This window comes from Aquitalea pelogenes, assembly GCF_041914625.1.
GTDB classification, from domain to species: domain Bacteria; phylum Pseudomonadota; class Gammaproteobacteria; order Burkholderiales; family Chromobacteriaceae; genus Aquitalea; species Aquitalea pelogenes.
This window is the reverse complement of record NZ_JAYSDA010000018.1, coordinates 81,552-94,101: the sequence shown is the minus strand read 5'-3', so window position 1 is coordinate 94,101 and position 12,550 is coordinate 81,552. Positions and strand designations below refer to the sequence as shown.

Here is a 12,550-nt window from a genome sequence, read left to right as displayed (position 1 = left end):
TTTTGGCGAAGCAAAAGTAAAGTACCTCGACGGCGGGGCGAGACCCGCGAAGTTGAATTTATCTTTGATTTTTAAAGATAAATTCAGAGCCACATCCGCTATCGCAGATGATGGTGATAATCCACCCCCCCACCTTCAGCCAGTTTCCACCATGTGATGCCATCCCTAGAATCCGCCGCTGGTGCTCAACACACCATCTCGAAGCGGTTGCCCTGCCCGAAAGCAATGGGCGCTTTCACGTTCAAAGGAACCCGCTTCATGACTACGCAAACCTCCCCCCAACGCCCGCCTCCCCTTTGCTTTTACTACCACGGCAAACCCTTGCACGTACTGCGCCATGACGGCCAATGGTGGCTGCACAGCGGCGATGTGCTGGCTGTCACTGGCCGACGTCTCGGCCAACGCTTACAGCACTTAGTCGCCGCAGACACCACTCACCAAAACACGCCAGAAACAGAAGTCACAAACGAATACTGGCCCGCAACGGCTTTGCTGCGCGCCTTGCGTCGTAGTGGCAAACCGCTGGCGCGGCAGTTGCGTGACTGGTTGAACAGAGAGTTGCTACCGGCACTGGAACAGATTCCGCCCACTGCCCCGCGTTGGGAGCAGGCGCTGGCGCTGGCTGCGGAGGCCGGGGTGCAGGTGAGCCATGCGGTGTTGCAGGCTGTGTTGGCGCAGGGTGCGCGCTGGCAGCATTCACACTGGTTGCTGACGCTGGATTACACGCCGGACCATCCCTTGCGCCATGCCCATGGCCGTTTGCTGGGGCTGAACAGTTCGGCCACGCCCTTGCAGGCGCTGGCGCAGCAGATAGCCACGCCGCCGGGCATCTCTGCCGATAATGGCGAATTGCTGGGGCTGGCTGCCGCTTGCCATCAGCGCTTGCACAGTCGTCTGTCACGGCAGTTGCTGCGTGATGGGCAGGGACCAGCCCGCCCGGCTTGAAGTCTGGCGCGAGCGCGCAGACGCCAAGTGCGTAAATGCTAGGCGTGACGCCAGCTGAACTGGCAAAAGCGCCGCTGCCAGTCGTCCAGTACCGCCTGACCCGGCCATTGTGTGGCGTCGAACAATGGCTGGCCTTTGGCATCCCGCCCCTGTTGCAAGGCGGCATGGGTGACGCCCCTGACCTGCAGTGTTGCCGCAAGCCGGTGCAGGCTGTCTGCCGTCATCACGCGCGGGTCCAGCGTGGTGCGGCATTCCAGCGTGGCTCCACCGTCCGCTACCATGTCCAGCGCAACATCCAGTGCCTGCCACATGCGGCTTTCGCTGCCAGGCACGCCGGTGACGGCATCCACCCCGCCGGGCGCGGCCTTGATGTCGAGGCCAATCCAGTCCACCAGTCCCTTGAGTACCGCCAGCCGATGCGGATAGATACCCGCCGTGTGCAGGCCGATGGCCAGGCCCAGCTGGCGGGCATCCTGTATCCAGTCCGCCAGTTGCGGGGCCAGTGTGGGTTCACCACCGGAAAACACCACCCCATCGAGAAAACCGACCCGCGCCGCCAGCATGCTGCGCACTTCTGGCCAGGCCAGTTGCCCGGCACTGCGGGCTTGCAGGCCGGGGTTGTGGCAATAGCCGCAGCGCCAGGGGCAGCCGGCGACAAACACGGTGGCCACCAGCCGCCCCGGCCAGTCGCAACTGGAAAACGGGGCGACACCGGCCAGCGCCAGGCTGGATTCAGTGGTGCAGGTGCTGTTCATCAAAATGCACGCGCTCGGCAAATTCGCCCTGCTTGCCGGTATTGAAGGCGGATACCGGGCGGAAGTAACCCATGACGCGGGTCCATACTTCGCAGCGGGTGCGCAGGGACGGGTCCAGCTGTTCCGCCTGTTTGATGTCGGTTTGATGGGACATATTGCTCTCCTGTGAGGGTTGGGGTTTAGGCGCGGCTAACAAAATGGCGTGATGCCCTTGGGCCAGCTGGCCCAAGGCTGCGGCAGGCTTTTGTCAGCCTCGACAAGCATTTCAGCAGCAAGGCGCGGTGGCTGCCGTGGTACGGGCCAGCAGTTCGGCGTCGCACTTGGGGCAGAATTCATGATGTCCGCTCAGATAACCGTGCTGCGGGCAGACCGAGAAGGTGGGCGTTACCGTGATGTAAGGCAGGCGGAAGCGTTGCAGCGAACGGTGCACCAGCTGCTTGCAGGCCGTGGCCGAGCTGACCGCCTCGGTCATGTACAGGTGCAGCACGGTACCGCCGGTGTAGCGCGCCTGGAGTGGCTCCTGATGCTGCAGGGCGACAAAGGGGTCGTCGGTATGCCCCACCGGCAGCTGGCTGGAGTTGGTGTAATAAGGCTTGTCGATTGGCCCGGCTTGCAGGATGTCCGGGTAGCGCTTGCGGTCTTCGCGGGCAAAGCGGTAGGTGGTGCCTTCCGCCGGGGTGGCCTCCAGGTTGTACAGATGGCCGGTGTCTTCCTGCATCTGCACCATGCGGGCACGGATGTGGTCCAGCAGTTGCAGCGCCAGTTGCTGGCCGTGGTCGGTGGTGATGTCGTCGGCATCGTTGCTGTAATTGCGGATCAGCTCGTTGATACCATTCACCCCCACGGTGGAGAAGTGATTGCGCAGCGTACCCAGATAACGCTTGGTGTAAGGATACAGGCCGTCGTCCATCCAGCCTTGCACCCGCTGGCGCTTGATTTCCAGGCTGGTGCAGGCCAGCGCCAGCAGGCGGTCGGTTTCGGCCAGCAGGCCGTCCCAGTCACCACGGAAGCGGTAGCCCAGCCGCGCGCAGTTGAGGGTAACCACGCCCAGCGAGCCGGTTTGTTCGGCACTGCCAAACAGGCCGTTGCCGCGCTTGAGCAGCTCGCGCAGGTCCAGTTGCAGGCGGCAGCACATGGAGCGCACCATTTGCGGTTCCAGATCGGAATTAAGGAAGTTCTGGAAATACGGCAGGCCGTAGCGGGCGGTCAGGTCGAACAGCAAATCGGCGTTGGCGCTGTCCCAGTCGAAATCCGGCGTGATGTTGTAGGTGGGAATGGGAAAGGTAAACGCCCGGCCATGCGCATCGCCCGCACCCATCACCCGCAGGAAGGCGCGGTTGATGCGGTCCATTTCCGGCTGGCAGTCGCCGTAGCAGAACGGCATTTCCTCTCCGGCAATCAGCGGAATCTGCGGGGCCAGGTCGGCCGGGCAGGTCCAGTCGAAGGTCAGGTTGGTGAACGGGGTTTGCGTGCCCCAGCGTGAGGGCACATTCAGGTTGTACACAAATTCCTGCATGGCCTGCTCCAGCGCGGCATCGTCCAGCCCGTCGCGCTTGAGGAAGGGTGCCAGATAGGTATCCACGCTGGAAAACGCCTGCGCGCCTGCCCATTCGTTTTGCAGGGTGCCCAGAAAATTCACCATCTGCCCCAGCGCCGCGCTCAGGTGACGCGGCGGAGCCGATTCCACCCGGCCCGGCACGCCGTTGAAGCCTTCATGCAGCAGCTGACGCAGCGACCAGCCCGCACAATAGCCTGCCAGCACGTCCAGATCATGCAGGTGGAAGTCTGCCTCGCGATGGGCCTGCGCCACCTCCGGCGGATAAATGCCGTCCAGCCAGTAGTTGGCGGTGAGCTTGCCGGCGGCATTGAGTATCATCCCGCCCAGGCTATAGCCCTGATTGGCATTGGCAGAAACGCGCCAGTCGGCGCGGCTGAGGTATTCGTCCAGCGTGGCAAGCGGATTCAGCAGCACGGTATTTTTCATAACAATATATAGTGATTAAAATTTTCAAAACACTATATATAGATTTTTATGGCTATGCCGGACACAAGACAAAACACTTGATCCGCATCAAGCGTGGTGCCCTGCCAGCCGCCGCGGCAGGCATGTTGGCATAATCGTCATCAGTAAACTGGCAGTCTGAATAGGGCTGGGCCCTATAATGGCCTGCAAGCACAGCCTGGCAGCGCCCTGCGTGCCTGTTTCCGGAAACAAACGGTTTACCTTCTTCCGCACATGATCAACACAGAACAACAAGGCAGGCAGGACAAGGTCCGCATCGAACAGATCCGCCTCTTGCTCAACAACCTGGGCAGCTCGGTCCTGCCCGGCATTCTGGTGGTATTGCTGGTGGCCTATGCCTTGCAGCACCAGGCCGACCCGCTGCGGCTGACCCTGTGGTGCGTGGTGGTGATTGCCTCCAAGCTGGTGGACAGCTTCGACGCCCGCCGCATACTTGCCCGTGCCATCCGGCCAGCCAACTTGCCGCAGCTGCGGCGGCGTCTGGTGGTACTGCACGCCATCGACGGCGCGGCCTGGGGCAGCCTGATGTGGGTGGGGCTGAACCCGGCGTCGCCCCCCAGCTGGATTCTGGCCATTGCCGTGCTGTCCGGCGTGGCGGGTAATTCCATGTCCATCCTGTCGCCGGTGCTGCCTGCCTTCATCGCCTTCATCACGCTGGAACTGGGCATGATTGCGCTCAAGTCCTTGCAGTCGGATGCACTGGCGCTCAATGCGCTGGGCCTGGCCGCGATCATGTATCTGGCCACCTTGCTGATGCAGGCACGCAATAGTGCGCAGGCGGCCAAAGGGGCCATCGAGCTGCGTTTTGAAAACCTGGAACTGGTGGACCGGCTGCGTCAGGCTTCGGCCGCGGCACTGCGCGCCCAGCAAGAGGCCGAGCAGGCCAATATCGCCAAATCGAAATTCCTGGCTGCCGCCAGTCACGACCTGCGCCAACCCATCCACGCACAGGGGCTGTTTCTGGAAGTGCTGGGCAAGACCAAGCTGGACCAGAACCAGCAGTCGCTGATCGGCCATATCCAGAGCGCTACCAATGCCTCGGCGGAAATGCTGCACAGCCTGCTGGATTATTCGCGGGTGGATGCCGGGGTGATTACCCCGCAGCTGCAAGCCTTTGCCTTGCAGCCGCTGCTTAACAAGATGGAAAGGGAGCTGGCACCGCTGGCCAACACCAAGGGCTTGTTCTACCGCAGTCGTGACACGGCCGAGGTGGTGCTGTCGGACCCGTCACTGATTGAACTGATCCTGCGCAACCTCATCAGCAATGCCATCCGTTACACCCAGCAAGGCGGCATTCTGGTGGGCTGCCGTCGCCGTGGCGACCAGCTGCTGCTGGAGATATGGGACAGCGGCATCGGCATAGACCCGCAGCAACAGCAAGAAATCTTTGACGAATTCCATCAGCTGGGCAATCCGGAACGCGACCGCAAGAAAGGCCTGGGCCTTGGGCTGGCCATCGTGCGCGGCCTCACCCAGCTGCTGCAACACCCCTTGCGGGTGGCGTCGCGACCAGGCCGCGGCAGCGTGTTCCGCCTTGCCCTGCCACGCATTGCAGTGACCAACCCGCTACCCGCAGAAACCCCGCCGCCAGTCAGCATCAGCCAGCCCCTGCCCAGGGCCGCCGTGTTGCTGATCGAGGACGATGACATCGTGCGCAGCAGCATGGTGATGCTGTTGCAAAGCTGGGGTTGCCAGTGCATGGCAGCAGAATCGCTGGAAGCCGCCCTGCCCTTGCTGGCGCAACAGACGCCTGCCTTGCTGATCAGCGACTACCGGCTGCGCGAAAAGAAAAGCGGCACCGATGCCATCCGTGCCATCCGCAAGGCAGTTGGACGCGACATCCCCGCCCTGCTGCTGACCGGCGACACCGCCCCGGCGCGGCTGCGCGAAGCCAGTGACAGCGGCCTGCCCTTGTTGCACAAGCCGGTCAGTCCGCAGCAACTGTACGCTTGCCTGGCAGAATTACTGGCTGACAGTCAGCCATAAAAAAACCTCGACCCTGGATGCGGGCCGAGGTTGTGGCGTTGCGCCAAACCGGCTTAGTTCGGTTTGTCCTTGCCCTGGGTGATGCTGACATCCACCGACGTGCTGTTTTCCAGCTGCAGGCTGCCGCCACCTTGCAAGTCGCCAACCCGCACCGGGATCTTGTCCTTCAGCTCCTTGCCCTTGGTGATCACCTTGTCTGCCGCCTGACCCAGCTTGCTGTTCTTGGCCTTGTCCAGCAAGGAGCTTTCCGGCTGATTAGCCGCCTTGCTGATGGCATCACCGGCATTGCTCAGACTATTGGTGCCAGAGGTTTTTTTCTTGTTCACCACATCGGCCGCTTCCTTGGCCAGGGCAGCCTGCTTGTCGCGGTCAGTCTGCGTCTTGGTGGTGTCATTGGCTGCGGTATCGTTAGTGGTTTTTTTCTTCAAGGTCACCGTGGCTCCAGCAGACAGGTCCACCCCGCTGCTGGACGACACTGCTTTTTGCTTGATGACCTGACCACCCGCCTGGGTTGATACCGTTTCACCCGCCTTCAGTGCCGTGCCTTCCAGCTTGATGTCCTGACCGGCAGACAGCTTGAGTTTGCCACCGCTATTTAGCGTGGCCACGCTAGCGCTGTCCTTCTGGCTCTGGCCATACTCGCCCGACAACCCGACGCTGACCGATGCCTCCTTGGTTTCCTTGCCCTTGTCAGTGCTGCTGCCACCACTGCCACCAGCACTCAGCCCGGCACCAATCTTCTGTGTGCTGGCCGTATCGTGTGCGGCGCTGATGGTCAACTGACCACCGGCAGCCAGCGTGGCATCACCCTTGCTGTTGAGTTTGCTGCCTTCCAGATTCATGTCGCCACCGCTACGCACCGTGATGGCACCGCCGCTTTGCAGCGTGGCAGCCGTCTTGCTGGTGCTCTGGCTGTCAGACTGACTGTAATTGGCCGCTGCTGAAACCATGCCGTTGTTTTGCTTGTTGTCCACGCCACCACCGGTGGAACCACCGGCACTGAACGAGGCACTGGCATCACGGGACGTGGCCTGACTGGTGCTGTTGGCGGCAGCAAAATTCACCTTGCCGCCCGCGTTCACATTGACATCTCCCTTGCTGGACAAGGCAGTGCCGGCAAAGCTGGCATCATCCTTCACCGTGATATTCATGCCACCACCGCTGCTGATACCACCCACCACGGCAGTACTGCTGCGCGACTGGCTGCTGCCACCGCCACCCGCCATGCTCAGTTCGCCGCCCACGACATGTTCGGCATTCACATTCACCTGCAAGGAAGCTGCTGCATTGGCCTGCGTACCGGTGGTGCTGCTGGTGTTCTGAGCTGCACGATAATCCAGCGAACCCGCCTTCAGATCCACGTTACCACCGCTGCTGATACGGCTGCCTTCCAGGCTGGTGGCCTGGCTGGAGTTACTGCTGAAGTCGCCCCCCACCTTGATGGTGGATACCCGTGCCGTGCTGGCATTGCTGGTGCTTTGCGCATCGTCATGCTTGGCACTGATGCTGCCACCAACCGACGCATCGGCCGCGGCTCCGCCACTGACCGTAGCCGAGGCCGACGCCCCGGCATACATACCCACCCGTCCCTCAGAGTTTTGCTGGCTGCTACTGCTGTAGCTGGCATCACTGGCGGCCTTGCTGGTGATGGTGGTGGCGCTCTGACGGAAATTGCCGCCAGCGCTGATGGCCGTACCGGTATCAACAATATCCTTGCTGGCAGTACGACTCATGTCACCGCCCGCACTCAACTGGGACACCACGGCAGTGGTGCTGCCTTTCATGCTGCTGCTACCGCTATTGTTGACGTAGTAACCGGCACCAACCATGGCCGATGCACCGGTTTCCGCCATTACCTTGCCTGTGGCATTAGCGCCGGTGGAGGCATCCAGATACAGGCCGGCCGTAGTGGTGTTGCTACTGCTGCTGGACTGATGCACATCCTGTGCCGCATTGAAATGCTGGCTGTCCGCCTTGAGGTCGGCATTGCCACCTGCGGCGATGCCGGAACCGGTGACATCCAGCTGCTTGCCGGCATCCAGTTTCAGATTGCCACCGGCCTTGATTTGCGAACCCTGGTTCACCACATCCAGGCTGCTATCAGTGCCGGTAACAGCCTTGAGCAGGGTCAGCTTGTTGTTTGAACTGGCCGATGCCGAAGCCCCGGCGCTGGCATTGACCACGGTAGCGGTATCGACACTGGCCCCGGCATTGGCATTGTTATTACTGGAAGCCATCAACCCGATCGACACATCGGTGCGCTGGGTGCTGGATGTGCTGACATCCTTCACCGTACCCACCACGACCTGTCCGGCCTTGATCTGCATATCCTTGTCCGCACTGAGCTGCGAACCGGTCAAGGCCAGCTGCTTGCCGGCATTGATGCTGACATTGCCGCCACTCACGGCACTGCCGCTATGCGTCAGCGTGCTGCTGTCGTTCTTGGTAGCGGTGATGTCCAGCAGGGTCAGGTTGGCCTGGCCATTGGCGTTGGCATCGGCGCTGGCAGCCGCCGCAGCCTTGGTGCCAATGGCAGTTTTCTTGGCTTGTGCGCTGGCATCGGCCTTGGCGCTGGCATCGGCATCACCCGACACCTTGGTCATCAGTCCCACCGTGGTTTCTGTAGTGGTGCTGCTATGAGTGGATTTGTTTTCCGCCGCCCGAATATCCACTTGCTGGGCATTCAGTTGCAAATCACCACCGGCCTTCAGCGTGGAGCCGGCAATATCGATATTCTGCGCAGCATTGATATTGCCGTTTTTACCAATGCGCAGGCTGGAAGCCACACTGTTGCTACTGCTGTCGGTGCTGGTGGTCTGGGTATTGCTCATCAGCGCCAGACCGGCACTAGCCTGGCCGGAGGCATTGGCGGAAGCATTTGCGCCGGCACTGGCCTTGGCCAGACCCTTGCTGGCCGAGCTGGTGCTGTCCGCATTGCTTTGGGCACCGGTTTTACTACTAGTGGACGGGCCGGCAATCTTGAAGAAAGTGGTGGTATTGGTTTGCTCCTGGCGGGTTTCATAGTTCTGCCCGGCCAGCACTTGTACATTGCTGGCATTCAGGCTGCCGCTGCCCGCCACGTCCAGCGTGGAACCACGCAGGGTGATGTCCGCACCGGCATTGAGCGTGGCATCGCCCTTCACCTTCAGGCTGCTGCCCACGCTGTTGCCCTTGCTGGTATCAGTAGTGGTGACCGAGGTGCCGAACAGACCGCCGCCCACACCCAGACCGCTCTGGCTAGTCACCGTATGCGTAGTGGTGGTGTCGGTGCGGTCCAGCAGTTGCACACTTCCCTTGGCGTCGAGCTTGGCATTGCCGCCCACGCTGGCATCTGTCCCCGCCAGCGTGATGTCCTTCCCGGCCGCCATATCAAGGTTGCCACCCACGCTCAGCCCGGACTTGATCTGCTTTACCGTGGTGACCGTACTGCTGGTGCTGGAGCGGTTGAAGGCCGTACTGGTGCTCTGGCTGGTGGTGGAGACAGTCTTGTCTTGCAGCGTGTCAAATGTGACATTGCCCTTGGCCGCCAGACTGGCATTGCCGCCTGCACTGACATTCGCACCCAGATTGCTGATGTCTTTGGCAGCCGTCAGACCGAGATTGCCAGTGGCGCTGATGCTCGCTTGCTTACCAATACTGGTGGCAAAGTTTTTGTCATTGCCACTTCCCTGTGTCAGCGTCTGGTTGACGATGCTGCCATTGGTGGATGCCAGGTTGACGTTACCGCCACTGATGGTGCCGGAGGTATTGGTGATGTCGCCCTTGCTGCTGATATCCAGGCTCTTGCTGCCACTGATGGTGCCGCCGGTATTGTTGAGCGCATCCAGCTTGAGATTGATGTTACTGGAGGCAATTACCGCCCCGCTTTGAATGCTGGCGATGGTGGCCGGGGCCAGGAACACTTGCGGCACCAGCACGCTCTGGCCATTCACCGTGGTGCTGACCATCCACACGATATCCTGCTTCAGGCTGGCCAGTTGCTGGGCGCTGGGAGCCTGCCCCAGGGTCAGGCCCAGGGTTTTGGCATCGCTGGCGGCGTTCTGCATCAGCTTCTGGATTTCCGCATTCTGGCTGGCATAGCCTTTCAGCAGATTATTGCCGGTCTGGGCAATCAGCTGTTGCTGGATCAGATAGGTTTCATAGCTGGCATCGCCCAGACGCGTTTGGGCGGTGTCCGGGTTGAAGCCAAGCAAGTTCAGAAGATAATTGGAGCCGGTAGCGTTGTTGTCCACACCCATCAGCGGGTTGGTTTCAATCAGATAGTGCGCACCGGGCTGGCTGACCGGTACGAAATAGCCGTTGGGATTTGTCGGTAGCGAGATATGCAGGCCACCAAAACTGATGCTGCCGGAAAGCGTCGCCCCCTGACCCAGGCTGGCACTGCCAGCTGACAGGCCGCTGCTGCCTTGGCTGGTGCTGGCACTGGCGGCGGCATTGCCGGTGGTCTGGCTGCTTACCACCACATTACCGGCGCTGGCACCGCTGGCGCTGCCGGCGTTGCTGCTGAGGCTGGCACCACTACCCAGATTGGGGCCGGTGCCACTGCTGGGGCTGCCATAAGCCGAGCTGGTATTGCTGAGCGAGAAGCTGTTGCCATTAATGCCATGGACGGCGTAAATACCGGCACCACTGGAGTACACCGCCGGATAGTACTGCGACACATATGCACCACTGTTGTTATGGTCCGGGTCGTCGATGTACTTTTCCGGGCCAGCCGCAATGTACTTGATGTAATGCTGCCAGGTTTGGCTGTAGCCCCGTTTTTGCAGTGCCAGGTCGTCGTTGACAAAGCTGGCCCCGCTGTTCCCTTGCAGATTCAGCGTGCCTGCCGAAATCACCCCGGCCAGATTGGTCACCCGGTCAAAGTTTTGCAGCGTGACCACCCCGGCGCCGATGATTTGCGGCTTGCTGTTGAGCGTGGTGGCACCATCGGCATAGGTCTGCTGAATCGTCCAGGTTTTCCTGTAGTCCGTCCACTCGGTCTGGTCGACACAGCCGCAACCATTGTAGCCCTGCGACGTATACACCGAACTGGTGGAAACTGATTGCGGACTGCCCCAGTAACGGGTGTCTCCGCCATAGGTGTCGTTATGAATGATCGGGGCGCTCAGCGTGATGTCACCCTGGCTTTCGATGGTGCTGCTGTTGTCGATGATGCTTGCAGTCAGGCTGATCAGACGACCGGCACGCATGCTGCCCAGCGGGCCGTCGGCAGTACCGTTATTGATGATCATGCCGCCCGAGCCACTATTAAGCTGCAGGGTATCTCCGGCATACAAGGCACCGCTGTTGATCACATCCCACCGGGCATTCAGCGTGAGCTTGCCCAGTGCCGAGATGCCACCATTGCTACCCACCGTGATATCGGTGGCATTCACCACAAAATCGCCACCGGAATAAATGCCGGCATCGTTATTGAGGTCGTTGTGCAGGGTCAGCGTACCGGTGCCACTACCGCTACGTGCCGCAACAATGCGGGACGAACTGTTGCCAAAACTCAGGCTGTTCAGATCGAGATTCATGTCGCCTTGCGACTGTACCGCCTTGCCACTGCCAATACTGAGCGTATCGGCCGTGATATTCAGGCTGCCACCCTGAATGGTGCCATTGGCCGTTACATTGTAGCGATTGCCCCCCTGTCCGCTGATATTCAAGGCCTGATCGGCCACCAGCGTACCGCTATTGCTCAGCCCGCCACTGCCCATCACCACATTGAGGCCGCCATAAGACTGCAAGCTGGCGCTGTTATCAATGCTACTGGCGGTAACCGTACCAGCCCCCCCTGTCCGGCTGGCCATGTTGATCAGTCCGTTGCCGCTGTTGCTCAGGCTACCGCTGATATTCAGGCTGCTATCGCTTGCCCTACCACCCTGTACCGTACCGCTGTTGTTCAGCGTGCCTGCATTCACGGTCAGTCGGTTGCCCGCCAACAATGCACCATTGCCATTGTCCAGCTGGGTGACACCGCTTACCGTCAAGCTGCCGGAGGACTGAATGCTGGCATTGCTTTCATTGTTTAGCGTGCCATTGAGTGACAAGCCCAGATCGCCTGCTGCCAACAGCTTGCCCTGGTTGTCGACACTATTGGCGCTGAGATTGAATGCATGGGCCGACTGCAAAACACCCACATTACTCAGCGGACTTTGCAGGCTGATGTTGTCTGCCTGGCTATTGTCAGCAGTGGACAGCAGCCAGTTGCCAGCATTGTTCAGGCTGGCCAGTTGCAGGCTGCTGTAGCCCGCCGCCTGTATCCAGCCGCTGGCGCTGTTGCTGGCACTTGTAGCTTGCAACAGCAGATTGCCATTGGCCTGCATGGTGCCGCTATTGCTGAAGCTTTCACTGCCGCCGCCGTTGGCATCGGCAATATCCAGATTGCCACCAGCAAACAGGGTGCCGCTGTTGCTCAATGTGCCGTTGACGCGCAATACGGCATTGCCGTTGTCAGCCTGGCTGTTGCCGCTATTGGTAAAACCGTTGCCGGCAGTCAGGTTCAGTGCATTGGCCTTGAGCGTACCGGCATTGCTCAACGTGGCAGTATTCAGCCCCAGTGTGCCGCCGGACTGGGTAACGGCACCTTGCTGATTGCTGTAGTTGCCGCTGGTGGTAATGGCCAGATCGCCCGCCGCCAGCAGTTTGCCGCTGAGGTCGGCACTACTGGCTGTCATATTCAGTGCATGGGCAGATTGCAGGGTACCGCTGTCAGTCAGACTGCCGCTCAGGCTGATGTTGTCGGCTGTACTGCCATTGGTCGTGGACAGCAGCCAGCTGCCGCTATTGTTCAGGGCAGCCAGTTGCAGGCTGCTGTAGCCCGCCGCCTGTATCCAGCCGCTGGCGCTGTTGC

General features: G+C 60.7%; 6 protein-coding genes. 2 read left to right on the top strand and 4 right to left on the bottom strand.

The features are described from left to right. Positions 1-258 precede the first annotated feature (258 nt). Complete coding sequence (locus ACE3SE_RS14545) at positions 259-945, top strand: hypothetical protein (RefSeq protein WP_374556280.1); 687 nt, start codon at positions 259-261, stop codon at positions 943-945. A gap of 38 nt (positions 946-983) precedes the next feature. Here the strand turns inward: ACE3SE_RS14545 and ACE3SE_RS14540 are convergent, their stop codons facing one another. The 3 genes from ACE3SE_RS14540 to ACE3SE_RS14530 form a co-directional block, all read right to left on the bottom strand. Continuing rightward, a complete protein-coding gene (locus tag ACE3SE_RS14540) occupies positions 984-1,700 on the bottom strand; it encodes an anaerobic ribonucleoside-triphosphate reductase activating protein (protein WP_374556278.1) in 717 nt (238 codons plus the stop codon). Continuing rightward, positions 1,678-1,854 carry an anaerobic ribonucleoside-triphosphate reductase gene (gene nrdD, locus ACE3SE_RS14535; protein ID WP_131360248.1) on the bottom strand — a complete coding sequence of 59 codons (177 nt, stop codon included), beginning with the start codon at positions 1,852-1,854 and terminating at the stop codon, positions 1,678-1,680. The genes ACE3SE_RS14540 and nrdD overlap by 23 nt, the downstream gene beginning before the upstream one ends. A gap of 111 nt (positions 1,855-1,965) precedes the next feature. Next, positions 1,966-3,672, bottom strand: a complete 1,707-nt coding sequence (locus ACE3SE_RS14530) for a ribonucleoside triphosphate reductase (RefSeq protein ID WP_374556275.1) — start codon at positions 3,670-3,672, stop codon at positions 1,966-1,968. Positions 3,673-3,936: 264 nt separating this feature from the next. Between ACE3SE_RS14530 and ACE3SE_RS14525 the strand changes: the two genes are divergently transcribed. Further along, positions 3,937-5,709 (top strand): ATP-binding response regulator, encoded by a 1,773-nt coding sequence (locus ACE3SE_RS14525; protein ID WP_374556273.1) that lies wholly within the window; start codon positions 3,937-3,939, stop codon positions 5,707-5,709. 53 nt (positions 5,710-5,762) lie between these two features. Here ACE3SE_RS14525 and ACE3SE_RS14520 read toward each other — a convergent pair. Beyond that, positions 5,763-12,550 (bottom strand): hemagglutinin repeat-containing protein (locus ACE3SE_RS14520; protein ID WP_374556272.1); only part of this gene is annotated, 6,788 nt, incomplete at its 5' end.

Coding starts and splice junctions, on each gene's coding strand:
- ACE3SE_RS14540 (WP_374556278.1), bottom strand. CDS start 1,700: ATGAACAGCACCTGCACCACTGAATCCAGCCTGGCGCTGGCCGGTGTC.
- ACE3SE_RS14525 (WP_374556273.1), top strand. CDS start 3,937: ATGATCAACACAGAACAACAAGGCAGGCAGGACAAGGTCCGCATCGAA.
- nrdD (WP_131360248.1), bottom strand. CDS start 1,854: ATGTCCCATCAAACCGACATCAAACAGGCGGAACAGCTGGACCCGTCC.
- ACE3SE_RS14545 (WP_374556280.1), top strand. CDS start 259: ATGACTACGCAAACCTCCCCCCAACGCCCGCCTCCCCTTTGCTTTTAC.